The sequence below is a fragment of the Blastococcus tunisiensis genome (assembly GCF_900112815.1).
Lineage (GTDB): Bacteria > Actinomycetota > Actinomycetes > Mycobacteriales > Geodermatophilaceae > Blastococcus_B > Blastococcus_B tunisiensis.
This window is the reverse complement of record NZ_FOND01000007.1, coordinates 192,183-214,199: the sequence shown is the minus strand read 5'-3', so window position 1 is coordinate 214,199 and position 22,017 is coordinate 192,183. Positions and strand designations below refer to the sequence as shown.

General features: G+C 74.1%; 20 protein-coding genes. 6 read left to right on the top strand and 14 right to left on the bottom strand.

The features are described 5' to 3' along the window. Window positions 1–71 precede the first annotated feature (71 nt). From BM142_RS25510 to BM142_RS11275, 6 genes are read right to left on the bottom strand one after another with little or no spacing between them, the layout of a single operon-like run. Window positions 72–1,400, bottom strand: a complete 1,329-nt coding sequence (locus tag BM142_RS25510) for a methyl-accepting chemotaxis protein (RefSeq protein WP_092198218.1) — start codon at window positions 1,398–1,400, stop codon at window positions 72–74. Window positions 1,401–1,449: 49 nt separating this feature from the next. Next, window positions 1,450–3,201, bottom strand: coding sequence for an FAD-dependent oxidoreductase (locus BM142_RS11295; protein ID WP_092198215.1), 1,752 nt, complete (start codon window positions 3,199–3,201; stop codon window positions 1,450–1,452). Continuing rightward, entirely contained in the window at window positions 3,188–4,669 is a 1,482-nt protein-coding gene (locus tag BM142_RS11290; RefSeq protein ID WP_092198212.1) for a flavin-containing monooxygenase, read from the bottom strand. The genes BM142_RS11295 and BM142_RS11290 overlap by 14 nt, the downstream gene beginning before the upstream one ends. 19 nt (window positions 4,670–4,688) lie before the next feature. Further along, window positions 4,689–5,507, bottom strand: a complete 819-nt coding sequence (locus BM142_RS11285) for an enoyl-CoA hydratase-related protein (RefSeq protein ID WP_092198209.1) — start codon at window positions 5,505–5,507, stop codon at window positions 4,689–4,691. Further along, window positions 5,504–7,051 carry an acetyl-CoA acetyltransferase gene (locus tag BM142_RS11280; RefSeq protein ID WP_092198206.1) on the bottom strand — a complete coding sequence of 516 codons (1,548 nt, stop codon included), beginning with the start codon at window positions 7,049–7,051 and terminating at the stop codon, window positions 5,504–5,506. Before BM142_RS11280 ends, BM142_RS11285 begins: the two co-directional genes overlap by 4 nt. Window positions 7,052–7,073: 22 nt before the next feature. Beyond that, entirely contained in the window at window positions 7,074–7,685 is a 612-nt protein-coding gene (locus tag BM142_RS11275) for a TetR/AcrR family transcriptional regulator (RefSeq protein WP_092198203.1), read from the bottom strand. A 109-nt stretch (window positions 7,686–7,794) separates the two neighbouring features. Between BM142_RS11275 and BM142_RS11270 the strand changes: the two genes are divergently transcribed. Beyond that, window positions 7,795–8,934, top strand: coding sequence for an acyl-CoA dehydrogenase family protein (locus BM142_RS11270; protein WP_217640682.1), 1,140 nt, complete (start codon window positions 7,795–7,797; stop codon window positions 8,932–8,934). Window positions 8,935–9,000: 66 nt separating this feature from the next. Here the strand turns inward: BM142_RS11270 and BM142_RS11265 are convergent, their stop codons facing one another. Then, window positions 9,001–9,462: a PepSY domain-containing protein gene (locus tag BM142_RS11265; RefSeq protein ID WP_092198197.1), complete on the bottom strand. Its 462-nt coding sequence runs from the start codon at window positions 9,460–9,462 to the stop codon at window positions 9,001–9,003. A gap of 140 nt (window positions 9,463–9,602) precedes the next feature. Between BM142_RS11265 and BM142_RS11260 the strand changes: the two genes are divergently transcribed. From BM142_RS11260 to BM142_RS11250, 3 genes are read left to right on the top strand one after another with little or no spacing between them, the layout of a single operon-like run. After that, the gene (locus BM142_RS11260) at window positions 9,603–10,286 is read left to right on the top strand and encodes a response regulator transcription factor (RefSeq protein ID WP_092198194.1); all 684 of its coding nucleotides are present in this window, start codon (window positions 9,603–9,605) and stop codon (window positions 10,284–10,286) included. A gap of 5 nt (window positions 10,287–10,291) precedes the next feature. Next, on the top strand, window positions 10,292–11,668 hold the full coding sequence (locus BM142_RS11255) for an ATP-binding protein (protein ID WP_175527238.1): 1,377 nt from the start codon (window positions 10,292–10,294) through the stop codon (window positions 11,666–11,668). A gap of 47 nt (window positions 11,669–11,715) precedes the next feature. Beyond that, the gene (locus tag BM142_RS11250) at window positions 11,716–12,147 is read left to right on the top strand and encodes a DUF1707 SHOCT-like domain-containing protein (RefSeq protein ID WP_092198188.1); all 432 of its coding nucleotides are present in this window, start codon (window positions 11,716–11,718) and stop codon (window positions 12,145–12,147) included. A gap of 24 nt (window positions 12,148–12,171) precedes the next feature. Here the strand turns inward: BM142_RS11250 and BM142_RS11245 are convergent, their stop codons facing one another. From BM142_RS11245 to BM142_RS11225, 5 genes are all read right to left on the bottom strand, one after another. After that, the gene (locus BM142_RS11245; protein WP_092198185.1) at window positions 12,172–12,807 is read right to left on the bottom strand and encodes a trimeric intracellular cation channel family protein; all 636 of its coding nucleotides are present in this window, start codon (window positions 12,805–12,807) and stop codon (window positions 12,172–12,174) included. A 109-nt stretch (window positions 12,808–12,916) separates the two neighbouring features. Then, the gene (locus tag BM142_RS24520; protein WP_175527237.1) at window positions 12,917–13,459 is read right to left on the bottom strand and encodes a TetR/AcrR family transcriptional regulator; all 543 of its coding nucleotides are present in this window, start codon (window positions 13,457–13,459) and stop codon (window positions 12,917–12,919) included. A 107-nt stretch (window positions 13,460–13,566) separates the two neighbouring features. Next, window positions 13,567–15,738, bottom strand: coding sequence for a 3-hydroxyacyl-CoA dehydrogenase NAD-binding domain-containing protein (locus tag BM142_RS11235; RefSeq protein ID WP_092198180.1), 2,172 nt, complete (start codon window positions 15,736–15,738; stop codon window positions 13,567–13,569). Between the two features lie 23 nt (window positions 15,739–15,761). Further along, a complete protein-coding gene (locus tag BM142_RS11230; RefSeq protein WP_092198177.1) occupies window positions 15,762–16,976 on the bottom strand; it encodes an acetyl-CoA C-acetyltransferase in 1,215 nt (404 codons plus the stop codon). Window positions 16,977–17,008: 32 nt separating this feature from the next. Then, window positions 17,009–18,151, bottom strand: a complete 1,143-nt coding sequence (locus BM142_RS11225; RefSeq protein ID WP_092198174.1) for an acyl-CoA dehydrogenase family protein — start codon at window positions 18,149–18,151, stop codon at window positions 17,009–17,011. A 125-nt stretch (window positions 18,152–18,276) separates the two neighbouring features. Between BM142_RS11225 and BM142_RS11220 the strand changes: the two genes are divergently transcribed. Then, complete coding sequence (locus BM142_RS11220) at window positions 18,277–20,067, top strand: AMP-dependent synthetase/ligase (RefSeq protein WP_092198171.1); 1,791 nt, start codon at window positions 18,277–18,279, stop codon at window positions 20,065–20,067. A gap of 156 nt (window positions 20,068–20,223) precedes the next feature. Further along, entirely contained in the window at window positions 20,224–20,466 is a 243-nt protein-coding gene (locus BM142_RS11215; RefSeq protein ID WP_092198168.1) for a hypothetical protein, read from the top strand. 88 nt (window positions 20,467–20,554) lie between these two features. Here BM142_RS11215 and BM142_RS11210 read toward each other — a convergent pair whose 3' ends face one another. Both BM142_RS11210 and BM142_RS11205 read right to left on the bottom strand, forming a co-directional pair. After that, entirely contained in the window at window positions 20,555–20,836 is a 282-nt protein-coding gene (locus BM142_RS11210) for a ubiquitin-like small modifier protein 1 (RefSeq protein ID WP_092198165.1), read from the bottom strand. Then, complete coding sequence (locus BM142_RS11205; RefSeq protein WP_092198162.1) at window positions 20,833–21,915, bottom strand: sialidase family protein; 1,083 nt, start codon at window positions 21,913–21,915, stop codon at window positions 20,833–20,835. The genes BM142_RS11210 and BM142_RS11205 overlap by 4 nt, the downstream gene beginning before the upstream one ends. Window positions 21,916–22,017: the final 102 nt, after the last annotated feature.

The following is a 22,017-nucleotide window of genomic DNA, read 5'->3' as shown; positions in this document are numbered from 1 at the left end:
CGTCCACCTCCGACCCGGAACATATACCCCTCGGGGGTATATGCGCCAGGGTCTTCCGGCGGACCGAGCGATCAGACCCCGTCGACGATGCGCTGCAGGTCGGCCGCCATGCGGGTGGCCTCGTGGGAGGCGCCGACGATGGCGTCCTGGGCCTGGGCGGTCGAGGCGCTCTGCTCCTCGACGGCGGCGGCGATCGTGGTCTGCGCCTCGACGACGCCCTGGATGACCTCCTGCACGCCGCTCAGCGCCGCGCCGGCCGCCTCGACGTCACCGCGCACCGCGTCGACGACCCGGCGGATCCGCTCGGTGGCCTTGGCCGTCTCCCCAGCGAGGTCCTTCACCTCGCCCGCGACGACGGCGAAGCCCTTACCGGCCTCGCCGGCGCGGGCCGACTCGATGGTGGCGTTGAGCGCGAGCAGGTTGGTCTGGTCGGCGATGGTGGAGATGCTGCCGGCGATCTGGTCGATCTCGGCCATCGTCTCCGCCAGCCGCTGGACCGTCGCCGCGCTCTCGCGGGACCCCTCACTGGCCTGGTTGGCCGTCGTCGTGGCGGAGCTGGCCGCGGCGGCGATCTCGGCGATCGCATCGCGCAGGCCGGCCATGACCGACGTCGCCGTCCCCACGTTGCCGTCCAGCCGCCGGCCGGCGTCGACCAGCTCGGCGAGCTGGTGCTCCAGCAGGGCGGTGCGCTGGGTCCGCTGCGCGAGCTCGGCCGCGGCGCCCTCGGCGGCTCGGGCGCGCTCGTCGGCGAGCTCCCCCTGCGCGGCGGCCTGGGCCAGCGCCTGCTCCTCGGCCCGGGCCTGCTCGGCCCGGCGGCCGCGGTCGGCCTCCTCGGTGAACTTCCACCCGTAGGCGAGGAACGTCGCCTCGGCGAGCAGGAACACCGCGTGCAGCAGGGCGAACAGCAGCGGGTACTCCAGCGCCAGCGGGGTGGAGTAGACCATCTCCGGCATGACCAGGCTCATGGTGCCGTGGTGGACGGCGACGAAGGCCACGGCGAGCAGGAACGGCGCCCACGACTGGTACAGCGCGACGAGGGCCAGCAGGGCGTAGAACCAGATGTGCATGTCGGTCAGCCCGCCGCTGACGTGCACCAGCGTGCCGGCCGAGAGCATCAGGCCGACGCCCACCGCGCTCGCCCGCAGCACCTGGCTGCGCAGCACGTACCCGAGCACGGTCAGGGCGACGATCCCGGCGAGCTCCAGCCAGAGCCCGACCCCGTGCGTGTGGTGCTGCCAGTAGCCGATGCCCAGCAGGACGGGCGGGTGCACCGCCAGGACCCCGGCGATGATCCGGTGCCGGGACCGGAAACTCGCCTCGTCCAGCTGGACGCCGCGGGGGATGGTGGCCCAGAAGCCGGTGGGCCGAGGCGTCGTCGGCTCGGCGAGAGTGGTCGTCACCCTCCGGCTATCGGCATCCGCACGGCCGTGTTGAGCACAATCGGTGGAGTCAGTCCACGTCTGCCGCTGCCGACCGCTGCACGACCGTCAGCGGGAGCAGCCGGAGCGCCCCGTGCGCGTGCGCGGGCACGACCGGGTGCCGCGGCGGCACCGGCGCGACGGGGCGGTAGGGCTCTCCGGGCGCCGGCCGAGGGTCGGTCTCCCCCGTGTTCGGCCACAGCGCCGCGGCGCGCTCGGCCTGTGCGGTGATCGTCAGCGACGGGTTGACCCCCAGGTTCGCCGACACCGCCGACCCATCGACCACCGACAGGCCCGGGTAGCCGTGCACCCGGTGGTAGGGATCGACGACGCCCTCCTCCGGGGTGGCGCCGATGGCGCAGCCACCGAGGAAGTGCGCCGTCATCGGGATGTTCGCCAGGTCGGTGAACGCACCGCCCGGGTCGCCGCCGATCTTCGCCGCGATCCGGCGGACCGCCTCGTGGCCACCGGGGATCCAGGTGGGCACCGGCTCCCCCGGTCCGGGCCGGCTGGTCAGCCGCCGGCCGAACCTGGCGGGCACTCTCCCGCCCCACCGCCCCGACCGACCGGAGACCACGATGCTGTTGTCGCGGGTCTGCATGACCAGCGCGATCAGCGTCCGCTCCGACCAGCCGCGCACCGACAGGCTGCGCGCGAACGCCGCCGGGTTCCGGAGGACCACCCCGATCGCCGCCAGCCAGCGGGGCAGCCGGCCGCCGCCGTCGACCAGCACGGTCTGCAGGAGGCCGATCGCGTTGCTGCCCCTGCCGTAGCGCACCGGCTCGACGTGGGTGTGCTCGTCGAGGTGGAACGAGGACGTGATCGCCACGCCACGGCTGTAGTCGGTGGGCCCGCCGCGGCGTCCGGTCGCGGCCAGCACCGCCTCGGAGTTCGTGCGGGTCTGGTGCCCCAGGCGCGGGGACAGCGCCGGCAGCGTGCCGGCGTCCTTCATGGCGTGCAGCAGCCGCTGGGTGCCGTAGGTGCCCGCCGCGAGCACGACCTGGTCGCAGGTCCACCGGCGCACGGTGCGCTTCCCGAGCCACGCGCCCGTGCGCCGGGTCTCCACCTCGTACCCGCCGTCCGGCCGGAGGCGGACCGAGGTCACCGTGGTCATCGGGTGCACCACGGCCCCGCCGCGCTCGGCCAGGTGCAGGTAGTTCTTCACCAGGGTGTTCTTGGCGCCCACCCGGCAGCCGGTCATGCACGAGCCGCACTCGGTGCAGCCGGTGCGCTCCGGGCCGGCGCCGCCGAAGAACGGGTCGGGCACGGTCACGCCCGGCTCGCCGTAGAAGACGCCGACGGGGGTGGGGACGACGGTGTGGCCCACGCCCATCTCCTCGGCCACCTCGCGGAAGATCTCGTCGGCGGCCGTGGTCGTCGGGTTGGTGGTCACGCCGAGCATCCGCGAGGCCTGCTCGTAGTAGGGCGCGAGCTCGGCCTGCCAGTCCGTGATCCCGGCCCACTGCGGGTCCCGGAAGAACGCCGCCGGCGGCTGGTAGAGCGTGTTCGCGTAGTTCAGCGAGCCGCCCCCCACCCCCGCCCCGGCCATGACGAGGACGTCGGGCAGCAGGTGGATCCGCTGGACGCCGTAGCACCCGAGCTGCGGCGCCCAGAGGTAGCGGCGCAGGTCCCACGACGTCCGGGGCAGCTCGTCGTCGGCGAACCGGCGCCCGGCCTCCAGCACCGTGACCCGGTATCCCTTCTCGGTCAGCCGGAGCGCGGCGGTGCTGCCGCCGAACCCGCTGCCGACGACGACGACGTCGGTGTGCTCAGTCCTGGGCACGGGCGCCTCCTGCGACGGGAACCGGGGCCGGCTCGAACTCCTCGAGCCGGAGGCGGCGCAACCGGCGCCGGAAGGTCAGCGTGGACGCCGGCCAGTTCTGCGTGTTCCGACCGCTCTCGGTCAGGTACCAGCTGCGGCAGCCGCCGGCGAAGACGGTGTGCCCGACCCGCTCCTGCACCCACGCGTCGAAGGCCTCGGCGACGTCGCGGCGGACCTCCAGCCGGCGCACCCGCCCCTCGGCCAGCGCCCGGACGGCCTGCACGACCCAGCCGACCTGCGCTTCGAGCATCACCAGGATCGAGTTGTGGCCCAGGTTGGTGTTCGGGCCGTAGAGCACGAACAGGTTCGGGAACCCGGGGACGACGGTGCCGAGGTAGGCGCTGGCCCCGTCCCGCCACTGCTCGTGCAGGTCGCGTCCACCCCGCCCGGTGATCCGCATGGGCGCGAGGAACTCGGTGGCGGCGAAACCGGTGCCCAGGATGATCGTGTCGACCTCGCGCTCGGTGCCGTCGGCGGTGACGACGGAGCGCGGCCGCACCTCGGCGATCCCGTCGGTCACGACGTCGACGTGCGGCAGCTGGAGTGCTGCGTACCAGTCGTTGCTCAGCAGGATCCGCTTGCAGCCCAGGGGGTCGGTGGGCGTCAGCTTCTCCCGCAGCACGGGGTCGGGCACGCTCGCGCGCAGGTGCCTGCGGTAGGCGGCCCGGTGCGCGAACAGCAGCCGGGGCTCGGTGTTGAAGCCCAGGGAGCGCAGCTCGTTGGAGAGGTAGTTGCCCTCGCGGGACAGCCGCAGCAGGCCGGGCACGCGGGCGAAGGCCTGCGTCGCCCGCCCGCGGTAGGCGCGGTCGGGCTTGGCCAGCACGTAGGGCGCCGAGCGCTGGAAGACGGTGAGGCTCCGCGTCCGGGGGGCGATGGCCGGGACGAACTGGATGGCGCTGGCCCCGGTGCCGAGGACGGCGACCCGCTCGCCGGTGAGGTCGTGGTCGTGGTCCCACTCCGCCGAGTGGAAGGCCGTGCCCTCGAACCGGTCGAGCCCGACGATCGCCGGCGTGCTCGGCCGGCTGAGCTGCCCGGTGGCGGTGATCAGGACGTCGGCCTCGTGCTCGGCGCCACCGGCCAGGTCGAGCCGCCAGGTGCCGGTGTCGTCGTCGAAGGCGGCCCCGAGCACCTCGGTGCCGAACCGGATGTGCCGGAGGACGCCGAAGTCGCGGGCGACGTCGCGCAGGTAGGAGTGGATCTCCGCCTGCGGCGCGAACCGCCGCGACCAGTCGGCCTTGGGGGCGAAGGAGAGCGAGTACAGGTGCGAGGGGACGTCGCAGGCCGCGCCGGGATAAGTGTTCTCCCGCCACACGCCGCCGACGTCGTCGCTCTTCTCGAACAGCACGAGATCGGAGAAGCCGGCCTGCGTGAGCCGCACCGCGGCGGCGATCCCGCCGAAGCCGGAACCGATGATCGCGATCCTGGTCATGCCGGGCGCCCCCTGGTCATCAGCTCGCCGTCCAGGTCGGGTCGCGCTTCTCGAGGAAGGCGACGATCCCCTCCATGGCGTCGGCGCTCCTCCCGACGGCGGCGATCTCGGCCTCGTTGCGCTCCCAGGCGGCGGCCTCGTGCGGGAGGTCGCCGTCGACCATGCCCAGGGCGAGCCGCTTGCTCGCCTGCACGGCCAGCGGGGCGTTCGCCGCGATCCGCTCCGCCAGCGCGAGCGCCGTCGGCAGCACGTCGGAGGCACGGACGACGTCGTTGACCAGCCCCCAGCGCACCGCGTCCTGGGCGGACATCGCCTCGCCGGTGAGGATGAGCCGCATCGCGACCTTGCGCGGCAGCTGCTCGGGCAGCCGCATCGCGACCTTGCGCGGCAGCTGCTCGGGCAGCCGCAGCACACCGCCCGCGGCGGCGAAGATGCCGCGGGCGATCTCCGGCAGCCCGAAGGTCGCGGTGTCCGCGGCGACGGCGACGTCGCTGGCGAGGACGAGCTCGGTGCCGCCGCCCTGCGCCGCCCCGTTGACCGCCGCCACCACCGGCGTGCTGATCGGGTGCCGGACGAACCCGGCGAAGCCGTAGTGCTCGCGGCCGGCCGCGAGCGGCAGCTCCCCGCGGCCCAGCGCCGCGAGGTCGGCGCAGAACGCCTTCTCCCCCGCCCCGGTCAGCACGAGGCACCGGATGCCGGCGTCGGCGTCGGCCTGCTCGAGGGCGTCGGCGACCCGGCCGGCGAGGTCGGCGTCCACCGCGTTGCGGACCTGCGGCCGGTTGAGCGTGACGACCAGCACGGCGCCGATCCGCTCGGTCAGGACGCTGGGTTCGCTCATGCGGTACCTCCGGGAAGGGCGACGGCCGGCTGGCCGTCGCGCAGGGTCAGCCGCACGGTGCGGCCCACGTGGGTGGTGGCGCCGTCCGGCAGCGCGGTGCGGGAGAGGGCGGCCGCGGTCCCGGCATCACCGGGTGCGCTGGACACGGCGAGGCGGTCCCCCGCGACCGTCCGGCCCACCACGAAGGCCTGCTGCGGGCCGCCGGACCGGCCGTGCTCGACGGTGAGCGTCTCGATCACGAGGTCGGCACCCTGCGCGGCCAGGCAGGCAGGGTCGACCAGGGCCGGCGCACCGGGGTGCTCGATCCGCTCGGGCTCGGGGTCACCGACGTAGCCGTCCGGGTGCGGCCGGCCGGCCAGCACGATCGCGTGCTGCGAGCCGAGGTAGCCGCCGTTGGCGTGCACGAGACCGGTCGCGCCGGTGCCGCGCAGCCGCTGCGCCAGGGTGGCGATCGCGTGCAGCGAGTAGGTGTTCAGCGGCCCGCCGAACGAGGAGTGCCCGCCGGCGACGCTGAGCACGGCGTGCCGGTCCAGGCCGAGGTGGAGGGCGGCGAGCTTGGGCACCACCGGGAAGCAGCTGTAGACGTCGATCACGTCGAGCTCGTCGGCCGTGGTCCCGGTCCGCCCCCGCGCCCGGTCGAGCGCGGCGGCCAGCGCGGCCGACCGCCCGAACCCCGTGCGCCGCAGCGGATCGGGGTGGTCGTCGGCGCCGGCCCCGCCCCGGACGTGGGTCAGCCGTTCCTCCGGGACGCCGGCCGCGCGGGCGATCGCCAGGGAGGTGACGACAACGGCGGCGGCCTGGTCGACGTGCGGCATCGCGTTCATCGCCAGCGGATAGGGCTCGCAGACCATCCGGTTGCCCGGCCCGGGGGTGCCGACCTGCTCCGGGGTGAGCTGCTCGCGGTTCCAGGCGGCCGGGTGCGCCGCCGCGATCCGGCTGTAGTCGCTGTAGAGCCGCGCGGACCAGGCGGCGCCCTGCTCCGGGGTGAGCCCGAGGTCGGCCTGCAGCCGGTTCTCGTAGAGCGGGTAGACCCGGGCCGGCAGGAACAGGCCCGCGGCGAGCTGCTCGGCGGTGCCCAGCTCGGCCAGGTCCAGTTCGGGCGGGCCCCCCGGCTCGGCCGACCAGCCGAGCTCGGCGACCGGGTCCACGCCCGCCTTGCCGAGCGCGCCCACCGAGGCCTGGGCCTCACCGCCGACGACCCCCGCGACCTCGCTGTCCCCGGCCGCGATCGCCGCCGCCGCCCGCTCGAGGAGGCGGGCCGGCAGGTGCCCGCCGAGGGCGGTGTTCTGCGCCGTCCGGGGGCGCGCGCCGATCCGCGCGGCGACGGCCCCCGCGAGGTCGGCGTAGGCCCAGCTGGCGGCGCGGATGGCCAGGACGGTGTCGGCCCGCTGCAGCAGCCCGGGGACGCCGGCGTCCCGCTCGGCCGTCTCCAGCGCGTCGGCCATGAGGGCCAGCGGTTCGCGGGCGGCCGCGACGGCGCGCTCGCGGTTGGCACGGAGCTGGCCGACCCCGATCAGGACGGGGACGCGGGTCGCGTCGGGCAACGGGTCTCCTGGGTTCGGCAGGTCAGAGCCGCGCGGCGGCGGCGTAGAGGGCGGTCAGCTCGTCGAGCAGGTCGTCCAGCGGCACGGGCGTGCGGGTCGAGGCGGCCGCGATGAGCAGCTCCACCAGCCCGCCGGTGAGCACGGCGGCACGTATCTCCAGGGCCGGCCCGGAGGAGGCGTCGGCCCACAGCGACCGCATGAGCTTCCCGGCCAGGGCGCTGAAGGACTCCAGCAGGCGGCGACGGTGCCCGCGGAACTGCTCGGTGGCGAGGGACTCCATGAGCGCCACCCGCACGGTCCGCGGATCGGCGGTGAAGTACGCGGCCAGCGCCTCCAGCACGGCGCGGGCCCGTGCCTGCGGGTCGGCCGCCGGCGCGGCGACGACGGTGCGCACCGTGCCCTCGACCTGCTCGGCGATCCGGCCGGTGACGGCGAGGAAGAGGTCCTCCCGGCCGCCGAAGAGCTCGTAGAAGTACCGCGGGCTCAGCGCCGCCGCCCGGCAGACGTCGGCCACGGTGCTGGCCGCCCACCCGCGGTCGGCGAAGACCTCGAGCCCGGCGGCCAGGAACTGCTCGCGGCGGCGGGCGGTGCGTTCCTCCGCGCTCATCCCGGCGTAGACCCGCTGCTCCGTCATGGCCGCACCCTCCCTCCGTCGCCAGAATCTTGAGCGGGACTGTACAAGATGAAACGCACCGTACAAGATGTTGCCGCCACCACATCCGCCGAACCTCGAGGAGAACGACGTGAGCGCCTGGGACACCGACGAGCGCAGGGCCCTGCGGGCGTCGGCCCGCCGCTTCACCGAGACCGAGATCGCCCCGCACCTGGCCGCCTGGGAGAAGGCCGGCGCGCTCCCCCGCGAGCTGCACGCGAAGGCCGCCGCGGCCGGGCTGCTCGGCGTCGGGTTCCCCGAGGAGGCCGGCGGCGAGGGCGGCACCGCGATCGACACCTGGGTCGTCGCCGAGGAGATCATCGGCAACGGCGGGTCCAGCGGCGTGGTCGCTTCGCTGTTCACCCACGGCATCGGGCTGCCGCACCTGATCGAGGCGGGGAACCCCGAGCTGATCGAGCGGGTCGCCCGCCCGGTGCTGGCCGGGGAGAAGATCGTGTCCCTCGCTATCACCGAGCCCGAGGGCGGGTCCGACGTCGCCGGGATCACCACCCGGGCGGTGCGCGACGGGGACGAGTACGTCGTCGACGGGGCGAAGCTCTACATCACCTCCGCCACCCGGGCCGACTTCTTCACCGTCGCCGTCCGGACCGGCGGCGACGGCGCCGGGGGCATCTCGCTGCTGCTCCTGGAGCGGGGCATGCCCGGTCTGCGCGTCTCCGCACCGCTGGCGAAGATGGGCTGGCTGTGCTCGGACACCGCGGAGGTCTCCTTCACCGGCGTGCGGGTGCCGGCGGCCAACCTGATCGGCCGGGAGGACGAGGGCTTCTACGCGATCATGGGCCAGTTCGCCGCCGAGCGGCTGAGCCTCGCGGTGCAGGCCTACGCCACGGCCCAGCGCTGCCTGGATCTCACGCTCGCCTGGGTGAAGGAGCGGCAGACCTTCGGCCGGCCGCTGTCGAGCCGCCAGGTCGTGCAGCACAAGGTGGCGGAGATGGCCCGGCAGACCGACGTCGCCCGCGTCTACACCCGCGCGGTCGTCGACTCCTGGCTGGCCGGGGAGAACGTGTTCAGCCAGGTGGCGATGGCGAAGAACACCGCCGTGGCCGCGTGCGACGTCGTGGTCGACGCCGCCGTCCAGCTGCACGGCGGGATGGGCTACATGCGCGAGTCGGAGGTCGAGCGGCACTACCGCGACAGCCGGATCCTCGGCATCGGCGGCGGCACGAACGAGATCATGACCGAGATCGTGGCCAAGCTCATGCTGAGCTGACCGGGCCGCCGGCGAGCCGCGCACCGAGCGCGGCCCGCCGGCTCCGGGGCCCGTCCGGGGCCGGGATCAGTCGGCGTCGGTGCCGTCCGCGTCCTCCGTGTCGTCGGTGTCCTCCGCGTCCTCGGTGTCGTCGGTGTCGTCGTCCTCCGCCTCCGTGCCGAGGACGCCGGCGTCGCCCGCGTCGATGGTGACCTCGTGCAGCGTCCCGTCGTCGCCGCGCACCTCGACCTCCCACACGACGAAGCCGTCCTCCTCCTCCAGCTCCGCGCGGACCACCTCACCGCCGACCGACTCGACCGCCGCATCGACGGCCGCCGCCTCGTCCACGGTGGCCAGGTCGGCCAACGCCTCGCTCTCCTCGGCGTCGTCCTCCGGCAGCGTGGACTCGTCCACGGCCACCGTGCCCGGGCGGGTCAGGTCCTCGCCGCCCTCCTCGCCACCGACGGTGGCCACGGCCACCCCGCCGGCCGCGGCCAGGACGACCGCGGTGCCCGCGGTGACGACGACGGCGCGCTTGCCGATACGCATCTGAGTGTTCCCTCCTCGAGGGTGCCGGCCCGGTGCCGTCACCTGAGCGACCACGGTCCCCGCGCCGGATGAGGGTTCGATGAGGCGCAGCTGAGCGCCCGTCTCATCGTTCCCTCATCCCCGGGTGCCACGCTGCCTCCATGCGGGTGCTGGTCGTCGAGGACTCCACGAACATGCGCGACGTCCTCGTGCGGGGCCTGACCGAGGCCGGGCACGCCGTCGACGCAGCCCCCGACGGGCCGGCGGGCCTGGCTCGGGCGGTGTCCGGTTCCTACGACGCCGTCGTCCTCGACGTGATGCTCCCGGGGATGGACGGCTTCGCCGTGTGCCGGGACCTGCGCGACCGGCAGGTGTGGACGCCGGTGCTCATGCTCACCGCACGCGACGCCGTGCCGGACCGGGTGAACGGGCTGGACTCCGGGGCCGACGACTACCTGGTCAAGCCGTTCGCCTTCACCGAGCTGCTCGGCCGGCTGCGCGCCCTCCAGCGTCGTGGCGCACCGCCCCGTCCCGCCGTGCTGCGGTGCGGTCCGCTGTCGCTGGACCCGGCGGCCCGCCTGGTGCAGTGCCGCGGCGAGACGGTGGAGCTCTCGCGGCGAGAGTTCGCCCTGCTGGAGTTCCTCCTGCGCCACCCCGGGCACGTGCTGTCGCGGGCGCAGATCCTCGAGCAGGTGTGGGGTCTCGACTACGACGGCCTGTCCAACGTGGTGGACGTGTACGTGAAGTACCTGCGGGACAAGATCGACCGGCGGTTCTCCGTCGACCTCGTGCAGACCGTCCGCGGCGCCGGCTACCGGATCGCCTGCGTCCCCCCGGCGGGGTGAGGCCCGTGCCCCGGCTGCCGATCAGCGTCCGGCTCGCCCTGCTCTCCGCGGCGTCGCTGGCCGCCCTGCTGGTCCTCGTCGGCGTCGTCGTGCACCACCAGCTCGGGGCCGCCCTGCGCGGCGGGGTGGACCAGCGGCTGGCCGACCTCGCCGCGGCGCTGCCGGGCGGGTCGACCGGGGCCGACCTCGACGCGGACCGGCTGGACCGGGACGGCGCCGAGATCGACCTCGCCGACCGCCTCGTGCAGATCGTCGGCGACGACGGGCGGGTCCTCGGCTCCACCGACGACGACATCGACGGTCCGCTGCTCGGACCCGCAGACCTCGACCGGGCCCGGTCCGGGGACGCGGTGCTCCGCACCGTCGTCGACGACGGGGAGGAGCTGCGGGCGCTGGCCGTGCCCTACGGGGAGGCCGGCCGGGTCGCCGTGCTCGCCGCCGAGCTCGACGAGGTGGACGAGGCCCGGGAGGCGCTGGTCGCCGGGTACGTGCCCGCAGCAGGCCTGGCCACCGTGCTCGCCGGGGTCCTGGGGTACGGCATCGCCCGCCGTGGGCTGCGGCCGGTCCGCCGGGCGACCGCCGAGGCGCAGGCGATCAGCGCGGTGGACCTGTCCCGGCGGCTGTCCTCGCCGACCCGGCTCGACGAGGTCGGCCGCCTCGTGCAGACCCTCAACGGGATGCTCGACCGGCTGGCCGCCGCCGTGGCCAGGGAACGCACGTTCACCGCCGACTCCAGCCACGAGCTGCGCACCCCGCTGGCCATCCTCACCGCGGAGGTCGAGCTGGCCCGCGAGCGCGCACGCGACCCCGACGTGCGGGCAGGGCTGGACACCGCCCTGGAGGAGGCGGGCCGGCTCTCCGGGCTCGTCGACGACCTGCTCGTGCTGGCCCGCGCGGACAGCGGCCACCTCGAGAGCTTCCGGCCCCTGGACCTCGACGAACTCGTGGAACGGGTGGTGGTCCGGTTCCGGTCGCTGGCCGCGCGGCGCGGCGTCGACCTGCACACCCGCGGGGCGGCCGTCGTGCGGGGCGACCCCGCAGGGGTGGAGCGGGCGGTGAGCAACCTCGTCGACAACGCCCTGCGGCACACCCCCGACGGCGGGACCGTCGACGTGGAGGTGCAGGCCACCGGCCCGGAGGGCGCGGAGATCGTCGTCCACGACACCGGCCCCGGCGTGCCGGCCGAGCGGCTGCCCGACCTGTTCGACCGGTTCAGCCGGGTGGACGACGCCCGGCACGAACCGGGCGGGGCCGGGCTGGGCCTGGCCATCGTGGCCGCCGTCGCCACGGCGCACGGTGGCCGGGTCATCGCCACCAACCGCGCCCCCGGCGGCCTGACCGTCACGCTCGCCCTCGGCCCACCGGACGGGCCCCACCCCTGACCGACGCCTGCCCCGACCACCGCGCGACCGACGAGGAGCCAGCAACCATGACCGCGACGTACCGCCCCGCCGACCTGCCCGAGCCGCACCCGCCGGCCGATGGGCACCGACCGCTCCGCGCCGCGGACGCCGACCGCGAGGCGGTCGTCCACGTCCTCCGGGAGGCGACGGCCCGCGGCATGCTCACCCTGGACGAGTGCGACGAGCGCATGCGCACCGCGTACGGCGCCCGCTTCCGGGACGATCTCGCCCCGCTGACCGCCGATCTGCCCGCCGCGCCCGCGCCCGCTCCCTCCGGTTGGGCGGGGTTGGCCACGCTCGCCCTGCTGCAGGCCCGCGCGTCGCTGGCCGCGATCCCGCACGCCGGCGTCCTCCGGTCGCGCCCCGGGCGGGCCGCCGTCCTCGTGCTCCTCGTGGGGCTGCCGCTGCTGGGTGTGCTCGAGGTCGACGAGCTGCTGGGCCTGGAGCTGCTGGACTGACCGGCAGCTCGCACGGTGCCGGGATCAGGAACTCTCGGCCGGAGGCCGTCCCGGGGGGAACGGTGCGTTGACGTCGAAGTGCACCCCCAGCATGCGGATCGCGAAGCACACCGCGGCGGCGCCGACGGCGGCGACCGGGCCCCGAGTGTCCGCCACGTCGGCGAGGACGACGACGGTGGCACCGACGATGGCCGGGACGGCGTACAGCCCGCTGCTGAGCACCGCCGGCACCTGGCGGATGAGGACGTCGCGGAGCGTGCCGCCGCCGACCCCGGTGATCCCGCCGACGACGACCGCCTGCAGGGGGCCGAAGCCGAGGTCGAGGGCCTTGAGCGCACCGGTGACGGCGAACAGGCTCAGGCCGGCGGCGTCCAGGACGTTGATCGCGCCGTAGATCCGCTCCAGGTAGTGACCGATGGAGAAGGCGATCAGCCCGCCGGCCGCGGCCACCACGAGGTACCGCCAGTCGACGAACGTGGCCGGCGGGAGCGCGCCGAGGAAGACGTCGCGGATCGTCCCGCCGCCGAGCGCGGTGATCATGCCGAGGGTGACGACGCCGACGATGTCCAGCCGGGTGCTGCGGACGGCGATCAGCGCCCCGTTGAGGGCGAACGCGAACGTACCGACCAGGTCGAGGACCAGCAGCGCCGTGGTCGCCATCGCCGGCCCGCTCCTTCGCTCCCCCGTCGTGGTGTGCGGCCGCCACGATCCCAGACGGGGCGATCCCGGACCGGGCGGGGCCCGCCGCGCCTGCTCCCGTGCGGCGGTCTCAGGAGGCGGGCGGCGTGAAGGCCTCGATGATCGTGCGCCAGTGCTGCAGGTGCGGGCCGGTGCGGGGGGCGCCCGGCTGCAGGGCGTAGGTCATCGCCTGGCCGCGCATCGAGGTGAGCAGCACCTGGTAGAGCGCCTCGGCCGACGGGTGCCCGGCGACCTCCTCGCCGAACACCTCGGTGGCCAGCCGGCGCAGCTGGACGCCCAGCCGTCGCTCGTGCGGCAGCAGCGCCGCCCGCAGTTCCGGATCCGTGCGCGCCGCCGTCCACAGCTCCATGGCGGCGACGAACAACGGCCCGTGGAACCGCTGCCAGACCAGCTCGATGCCCGCCCGCACCCGCGCGCCGGGCTCCTCGGGCAGGTCGACGGCGGCCTCGCGGACGCTGCGGCTGAACTCCTCGTACAACTCGTCCATGGCCGCGAGCACCAGCTCGGACTTGGTGGCGAAGTGGTGGGTCAGCGCCCCGCGGGACACCCCGGCGCGGCGCTGCACCTCCTGCGTCGTCGTCCCGGCGTGGCCGAGCTCGACCAGGCAGTCCACCGTCGCCCGGACCAGGGCGGCCCGGGTGGCCGCCCGCCGTTCCGCCTGGGTGCGGCGGACCGGCGGGCGGGCCTCCCGGGCCGGGGACCTGCTGGTGTCGGTGCTGGTCAGCTCGACGCCCCGGCCAGCGCAGCGCGCAGGCTGCCGGCCGGGACGGCCCGCTCGAGCAGGATCGCCGGCGGGCGGAACCGCTCCCCGTAGGCGTCGGCCAGCTCGTCGGCCCGGGCGACGAATGACGCGACACCCGGCTCCGCAGCACCTCGGTACTGGTCGACGTACTGGAGCACGCCGCCGTACAGCGGCGGGAAACCGATGCCCATGATCGAGCCGATGTTGGCGTCCTCGACGGAGTTCAGTACCCGCTCCTCGACGCACCGGGCTGTCTCGACCGCCATCGCGAACAGCAGCCGCTCCTGGGCGTCGCGGAACGGCACCGCGTCGCTGCTCGGGAACAGCCCGGTCAGGCCCGGCCACACCCGCTTCTCCGGCTCCCAGTCGAAGAAGCCCTTCCCCGCCGACTTCCCGGTGCGGCCGGCCTCGACCAGCGCCCGCAGCACGGCGACGCCCGGGTGGTCGTCGGTCGCGCCGGCCCTGGCCGCCTCGTCGCGGATCTTCAGCGGCAGGGTCAGCGTCACCTCGTCGAGCAGCGTGAGCGGCCCGGCCGGGAAGCCGGCCTGCAGCGCCGCGCGCTCGACGCTCATCGGCGCCAGCCCCTCGGCGAGCAGGGCGGCGCCCTCCAGCACCAGCGTGCCGAACACCCGGCTGGTGAAGAAGCCGCGGCTGTCCTGGACGACGATCGGCGTCTTGCCGATCTGCCGGACGACGTCGTAGGCCCGCGCGAGCGCGGCGTCGGAGGTGTCCCGGCCCACGATCAGCTCGACCAGCGGCATCTTGTCCACCGGTGAGAAGAAGTGCATGCCCACGACGTCGGCCGGCCGCGAGACGCCCTCGGCGAGGCCGGTGATCGGCAGCGTCGAGGTGTTGGACGCCAGCAGCGCGTCCGGCAGGGCGTGGACCTCCGCCTCGCTCAGCACCCGGTGCTTGAGCGCGGTGTCCTCGAACACGGCCTCGACGATCACGTCGCAGCCGGCCAGGTCGGCAGCGTCCCCGGTCGGCCTGATCCGGGCGAGGACGGCGTCGGCCTTCTCCTGGCTCATGCGCCCGCGCGAGACCTGCTTGCCGACGAGGTCCGCGACGTGCGCCTTCCCCTTCTCGGCCGCCTCGGTGCTGACGTCCTTGAGGACGACGTCCACGCCGACCGTGGCGAAGGCGTGCGCGATGCCCGCACCCATCATCCCGGCTCCGAGCACACCGACCTTGCGGGCCGCGTAGGCGTCCACGCCGTCCGGCCGGGAGGAGCCGCCGTTGATCCGGTTCAGGTCGAACCACAGCGCCTGGATCATGTTGGTCGAGACCTGGCCGACGACGAGGTCGACGAAGTACCGGCCCTCGACGGTGAACGCGGTGTCCACGTCGACCTGCAGGCTCTCGACCGCCGCCGACAGGATCGCGTACGGCGCCGGGTAGGGGGCGCCCTTGAGCTGCTTGGTCAGGTTCGCCGGGAACGCGGGCAGCGTGCTGGCCAGCGACGGCGAGGACGGGGCGCCGCCGGGCACCTTGTAGCCCTTGGCGTCCCAGGGCTGCTGCGCGGTCTCGTTCGCCAGCACCCAGGCCCTCGCCTTGGCGAGCAGCTCGTCGCGGTCGGCCGCCGTGTCGTGCACCAGCCCGAGCTCCAGGGCCTTGCCGGGGCGGATCTGCTGACCCTGCAGCAGCAGTTCCAGCAGCGCCGTCGTCAGGCCCAGCAGCCGGACCGAGCGGACGACCCCGCCACCGCCGGGCAGCAGGCCGAGGGTGACCTCGGGGAAGCCGAGCTTGACCTTCGGGTCGTCGAGGACGACGCGGTGGTGGGCGGCCAGCGCGATCTCCAGGCCGCCACCGAGCGCGGCGCCGTTGATGGCCGACGCCACCGGGACACCCAGGGTCTCCAGCCGGCGCAACTGGCTCTTGACCAGGGTGACCTGCGCGAGGACCTCGTCGGTCTTCTCCGGCGTCGCCTGGATGAGGCTGCCCAGGTTGCCGCCGGCGAAGAACGTGTTCTTCGCACTCGTCAGGACGACGCCGCGGACCGACTCCGACTCGGCTTCCAGCCGGTCGATCGTCTCGCCCATCGACGCCACGTACGCGTCGTTCATGGTGTTCGCCGACGACGAGGGGTCGTCGAGGGTGAGGGTGACGACGCCGTCGGCGTCGGACTCCCAGCGGATGGTGCTCTCACTCACGGGGGTGCTCCTCAGACTCGCGCTCAGACGCGTTCGATGACGGTGGCGATGCCCATGCCGCCGCCGACGCACAGGGTGGCCAGGCCGTAGCGCAGGTCGCGCCGCTCGAGCTCGTCGACGAGCGAGCCCAGGATCATCGCGCCGGTGGCGCCCAGCGGATGGCCCATCGAGATGGCCCCGCCGTTGACGTTGACCTGCTCGTGGTCGAAGCCGGTGTCGGCCATGAACCGCAGCACGACGGCGGCGAACGCCTCGTTCATCTCCACCAGGTCGATGTCGTCGACGGCCAGCCCGGCCTTCGCCAGCGCCTTGACCGTCGCCGGCGCGGGGCCGGTCAGCATGATCACCGGGTCCGCGCCGGACACGGCGGTGCTCAGGATGCGGGCGCGCGGGGTCAGCCCGTTGCGGGTACCCGCCTCCTCGGTGCCGACGACGACCAGCGAGGCGCCGTCGACGATGCCGCTGGAGTTCCCGGCCGTGTGCACGTGGTCGATCCGCTCGACCCAGTGGTACTTGTTCAGCGCGACGGCGTCGAAGCCGCCCATGTCGCCGATGCCGGCGAACGCCGACGGCAGCCCGGCCAGCGACTCGACGGTCGTGCCCGGCCGGACCAGCTCGTCGGTGTCGAGGACGACGGTGCCGTTCCGGTCGGTCACCGGGACGACGGAGCGCTCGAAGTAGCCGTTGGACCAGGCCTTGGCGGCGCGGGCGTGCGACTCGGCGGCGTAGGCGTCGACGTCCTCCCGGCTCCAGCCGGCCAGGGTGGCGATGAGGTCCGCGCCGATGCCCTGCGGGACGAAGCCGGTACGGGCCGCGGTCTCGGGGTCCATCGGCCAGGCGCCGCCGTCGGACCCCATCGGCACCCGTGACATCGACTCGACGCCACCGGCGAGCACCAGGTCCTCGAAGCCGGAGCGCACCTTCTGCGCGGCCAGGTTGACGGCCTCCAGGCCGCTGGCGCAGAACCGGTTGATCTGCACGCCGGCCACCGTGTCGGGCAGCCCGGCGGCCAGCGCCGCCGTCCGCGCGATGACCGCGCCCTGCTCCCCGACCGGGGAGACGACGCCGAGCACGATGTCGTCGACCAGCGCGGGGTCGAGCCCGGGGTTGCGCTCCCGGACGGCATCGATCAGGCCGGTGGTCAGGCTGATCGGCTTGACCGAGTGCAGCCCTCCGGTCCTCTTGCCCTTGCCGCGCGGGGTGCGCACGGCGTCGTAGATGAACGCCTCGGTGCTCATGCTCGTCCTCTCGGGTCCGTGCAGGGATGGGTTCAGACGCCGAGCGAGCGGCCGACGATCTCCTTCATGATCTCGGTCGTCCCGCCGTAGATCGTCTGGATGCGCGAGTCGAGGAAGGCCTTGGCGACCGGGTACTCGAGCATGTAGCCGTAGCCGCCGTGCAGCTGCAGGCACCGGTCGACCACGCGCTTCTGCAGCTCCGTCGTCCACCACTTGGCCATGGCGGCGTCCTCGGCGGTGAACCGGCCGGCGTTGTGCTCGGTGATCGCCTTCTCGAGGTAGGTCTCGGCGATCGACACCTCGGTGTGCATCTCGGCGAGCTCGAAGCGGGTGTTCTGGAACTTCCCGATCGGCTTGCCGAACGCGGTGCGGTCCTTGCAGTACTGCACGGTCAGATCGAGCACGATCCGGGCGGAGGCGACGGCGCCCGCGGCGATCGAGAGCCGCTCCTGCGGCAGGTTCTCCATCAGGTGGAAGAAGCCGTGGCCCTCGGTGCCGAGCAGGTTGGTCGCCGGCACCCGCACGCCCTCGAAGAACAGCTCCGCGGTGTCCTGGGCCTTGAGGCCGACCTTGTCGAGGTTCCGGCCACGTTCGAACCCGGGCATCCCCCGCTCGACGACGAGCAGCGAGAAGCCGCGGGCCCCGGCGTCGGGGTCGGTGCGGGCGACGACGATCACCAGGTCGGCGTTGATGCCGTTGGTGATGAACGTCTTGGACCCGTCGAGCACCCAGTCCTCACCGTCGCGGCGGGCGGTGGTCCGCAGTCCCTGCAGGTCGGACCCGGCGCCCGGCTCGGTCATGGCGATCGCGGTGATGATCGCCCCGCTGACGATCCCGGGCAGCCAGCGCCGCTTCTGCTCCTCGGTCGTGAGCCCGATCAGGTACGGCGCGACGACGTCGTTCTGCAGCGCGAAGCCCAGGCCGCTGGCGCCCACCCGGCTGATCTCGGCGGAGAGGATGGCGTTGTAGCGGAAGTCCGTGACCCCGCCGCCGCCGTACTCCTCGGGCACGTCCATGCCGAGCAGCCCCTGCTCGCCGGCCTTGAGCCAGACCGACCGGTCGACCACCCCCGCCTCCTCCCACGCCGCGTGGTGCGGGACGACCTCCTTGGCCAGGAAGTCGCGCAGCATGGCGCGGAACGCCTCGTGGTCGGCCTCGTAGAGCGCGGACTGCACAGGAACCCTCCGGGGAGCGTGATCGTTTGCGGCGCGAGGAGCACCAGAAAGCTCAACATACAGACCATCCGTTCTGTATGTTCGCGACTCAGGTCACAGCGTTGTGCCTACCGACAGGAGCCCCCGTGCAGGAGTACTCCACCCCGACCGCCTTCGAGATCCCGACCACCGCGGCGCTGCCCGATGCGGTGCACGACCACGCCGGGACGACCCCGGACCACGTGGCCTTCAGCCGCAGCGTCGGTGGCCGGTGGACCCCCGTCACCAGCAGGGAGTTCGCCGACCAGGTGTCGGCGCTGGCCCGGGGCATGATCGCCGCCGGCGTCCAGGCCGGCGACCGGGTCGGCATCCTCAGCAAGACCCGCTACGAGTGGACGCTTGCCGACTACGCGATCTGGACCGCCGGCGGCGTCGCCGTCCCGATCTACGAGACGTCGTCGGCCGAGCAGGCCGAGTGGATCCTGGCGGACTCCGGCGCGGTGGCCGTCGTCGTCGAGACCGCGGCCCACCAGGAGATGGTGGACTCGGTCCGCGGCGGGCTGCCGGGGCTGCGCGAGGTCTGGCAGATCGAGGCGGGCGACCTGGACGACCTCGCCGCCCGCGCGACCGACGTGCCCGGCGACGAGCTGATCCGGCGGCGGGCCGCCCTGTCCGCCGGCACCCTGGCCACGATCATCTACACCTCCGGCACCACCGGGCGGCCCAAGGGCTGCGAGCTCACCCACGGCAACCTGCTCTACGTCGCCGAGCTCGCCGGGACCGTCATCCCGGCCATGCGCGCCGAGGACGCCAGCTCGCTGCTGTTCCTGCCGCTGGCCCACGTCTTCGCCCGGATCATCGAGGTCAGCTGCGTGCAGAACGGCGCCCGCCTCGGCCACACCGGCGACCTCGCCCAGCTGCTGGCCGACCTGGGCACCTTCCAGCCGACGTTCCTCGTCGCCGTCCCCCGGGTGTTCGAGAAGGTCTACAACGGCGCCCGGCAGAAGGCGCACGCCGGCGGGAAGGGCGCGATCTTCGACCGCGCCGAGCGGGTCGCCGTCGCCTGGTCCAAGGCGCAGGACACCGGCGGCCCGGGCCTGGGCCTGAACCTGCAGCACAAGCTGTTCGACACCCTGGTCTACGGCAAGCTCCGGGCGGCGATGGGCGGCAAGGTCGAGTACGCGCTGTCCGGCGGCGCCCCGCTGGGCGAGCGGCTGGGCCACTTCTTCCGGGGCATCGGCGTGACCATCCTCGAGGGCTACGGCCTCACCGAGACCACCGGACCGGCCACCGTGAGCGGCCCCGAGGCCCTCAAGGTCGGCACGGTGGGGCGGCCGGCGCCGGGCTCGGCCGTCCGCATCGCCGAGCACGGCGAGATCCAGGTGCACGGGCCCCAGGTGTTCACCGGCTACTGGAACAACCCGACGGCGACCGCCGAGACCATGCACGACGGCTGGTTCGCCACCGGCGACATCGGCGAGATCGACGCCGAGGGCTACGTGACCATCACCGGGCGGATCAAGGAACTCATCGTCACCTCCGGCGGCAAGAACGTCTCGCCGGCGATCCTGGAGGACAAGATCCGGGCGCATCCCCTGGTCAGCCAGTGCATGGTCGTCGGCGACAACAAGCCGTTCATCGGTGCGCTGATCACCCTCGACGTCGAGGCGCTGCCGGCCTGGCTGGAGGGCAGGGGACGCCCGGCCGACACCCCGATGACCGATCTGGCCGAGGACCCCGACGTCCTCGCCGAGATCCAGGCCGCCGTCGACGCCGCCAACAAGCAGGTCTCCAAGGCCGAGTCGATCCGCTCCTTCGAGATCCTCCCGGTCGAGTGGACGGTGGAGGGCGGCCAGCTGACCCCGTCGCTGAAGCTGAAGCGCTCGGTGGTCATGAAGGAGTTCTCCGGCGAGGTGGAGAAGATCTACGCCGGCTGAACAAGGCCCGCCGAGAGCCCCCGTCCGCGTCGCCGGCCGGGGGCTCTCGCGCGTTTCCCCTGGTGCCGGCGACGGGTGGGACCGGTGTGACGGATGCGGCCGACACGTGACCGGCGGTGCTGGTGGAACGGCCGCAACCCTCGGACTCTGTCGGACATGACCAGCGTCTACGCGTACGGAACGGCCCACGCGGTGGTGATGGTCGGCTCCTTCGGCGCGGAGGGTCTGAAGCCGCGGCAGATCGGCCCGGCGCACGCCACCATCGGCCGGGTCAGCGGGCAGAGCCGCAAGGCGCTCTGCGGTGCCTACGTCTCCGTCGACGAGCAGCAGCCCTGGCCGCCGGAGGGCTACGAGGAGCAGCAGCTCTGCGAGAACTGCGCCACCCTCGCCGCCCTCTGAGCGCTCCGGGTCGCCGAGTGTCGGCCTGATGTCCTCGTCGCGGGTCGGAGACGACCGCGACCCGACACCCGTCGGGCGGCCTGCCTCCTCAGCCGCCTGCGACGGACGGCAGCACCTGGACCTCGGCGCCCTCCCGGACCGGCGCGGTGAGCCCACCCCCGTACCGGACGTCGTCCCCGTCGACGTAGACGTTGACGAAGCGCCGGACGCGGCCGGTCTCGTCCCTGATCCGCCGGCCGAGCAGCGGGTGCGCCGCGCACAGCGCGTCCAGCACGTCGGCCAGCGTGCCCCCGGCCGGGTCCAGGTCCAGGTGCCGCTGCCCGCCCGCCAGCGACGCCAGGGCCCCGGGCAGCACCACCTGCACGGTCACGGGAGCCGGGCCGCGCGGACGGTCAGGACGTCGGGCAGGTGGTCGGCGACCAGCGTGAACGTCTCCCCCTCGTCGGCGCTGGCGTAGACGCAGCCGTCCCGGGTGCCGACGTAGAGGCCGGTGCTCTCGTGCTCGTCGGCGCAGAACGCGTCCCGCAGGACGGCGCTCCAGTTCCCGTCGGGGAGACCCGCCGCCAGCTCGGTCCAGGTCTCCCCCGCGTCGCGGGTGCGGTGCACGCGGAGCCGGCCCTCCGGCGGCACCCGCTGCATGTCGGCGACCAGCGGGACCACCCAGGCCGTCCCCGGCGCGTGCGGCGAGGAGACGATCGGGAAGCCGAAGTCGGCCGGCAGCCCCTCGGCGATGGAGGTCCAGGAGCGGCCGGCGTCGTCGCTGCGGAAGACACCGCCGTGGTTCTGCGCGTAGAGCCGGTCGGGGCCGCTCGCGTCGACGGCGACCTTGTGCACGCACTGCCCGTACTCGGGCAGCTCGTCCGGGAGGAAGCCGGCCGTGATGCCCCGGTTGCGTGGTGCCCATTCACCGCCGCCGTCCTCGCTGACGTAGACGCCCCCGGTGCTCATCGCCACCGTCACCCTGTCCGTCGCGGGGTCGGGCAGCACGGTGTGCACGGCCCCTCCCCCGCCGCCGGGCTCCCAGGTCGTCCGGTGCGGGTGGTCCCAGAGCCCCCGGACGAGCGCGAAGGAGCAGCCGCCGTCGGTGCTGCGCCACAACGAGTGCGGCTCGCAGCCGGCCCACACCACGTCGGGCCGGTCGGCGGTGTCCGGACGCAGCTGCCAGACCCGGGCCAGCGCCGCGTCCTGCCCCTCGGGGAACCGGATGGCGCCGTGGTCGGTCTCCTGCCAGGTCCCGCCGAGGTCGTCGCTCCACATCACCGTCGGGCCCCAGTGCCCGTACTGGATGCCGGCCAGCACCCGGGGCGCCGGGCGCCGGGTGTCGATCGAGACGGCGGCGACCTCCTGGGCGAGCAGGTGCGGTTCCCCCAGCGTCCAGGTGCGGCGGTCGTCGTCGCTGCGGGCGAGCCACAGCCCCTTGCGCGTGCCGATGGCCAGCAGGTCTGTCATGACGCCCCTCCGATGTCGACGGATCGACGTGAGGGCGACCGTAGGGCCGGGCGGCGCCGTGGTCGACGGCTCCCGGCGCGGTCCTGGTGCCCGCGGACGGCT

Bases quoted from the DNA above. Each gene is read 5' to 3' on its own strand.
- BM142_RS11215 (WP_092198168.1), top strand. From the start codon at position 20,224: ATGACCAGCGTCTACGCGTACGGAACGGCCCACGCGGTGGTGATGGTC.
- BM142_RS11250 (WP_092198188.1), top strand. From the start codon at position 11,716: ATGACCGCGACGTACCGCCCCGCCGACCTGCCCGAGCCGCACCCGCCG.
- BM142_RS11245 (WP_092198185.1), bottom strand. From the start codon at position 12,807: ATGGCGACCACGGCGCTGCTGGTCCTCGACCTGGTCGGTACGTTCGCG.
- BM142_RS11260 (WP_092198194.1), top strand. From the start codon at position 9,603: ATGCGGGTGCTGGTCGTCGAGGACTCCACGAACATGCGCGACGTCCTC.
- BM142_RS11230 (WP_092198177.1), bottom strand. From the start codon at position 16,976: ATGAGCACCGAGGCGTTCATCTACGACGCCGTGCGCACCCCGCGCGGC.
- BM142_RS11275 (WP_092198203.1), bottom strand. From the start codon at position 7,685: ATGACGGAGCAGCGGGTCTACGCCGGGATGAGCGCGGAGGAACGCACC.
- BM142_RS11285 (WP_092198209.1), bottom strand. From the start codon at position 5,507: ATGAGCGAACCCAGCGTCCTGACCGAGCGGATCGGCGCCGTGCTGGTC.
- BM142_RS11205 (WP_092198162.1), bottom strand. From the start codon at position 21,915: ATGACAGACCTGCTGGCCATCGGCACGCGCAAGGGGCTGTGGCTCGCC.
- BM142_RS11265 (WP_092198197.1), bottom strand. From the start codon at position 9,462: ATGCGTATCGGCAAGCGCGCCGTCGTCGTCACCGCGGGCACCGCGGTC.
- BM142_RS11290 (WP_092198212.1), bottom strand. From the start codon at position 4,669: ATGACCAGGATCGCGATCATCGGTTCCGGCTTCGGCGGGATCGCCGCC.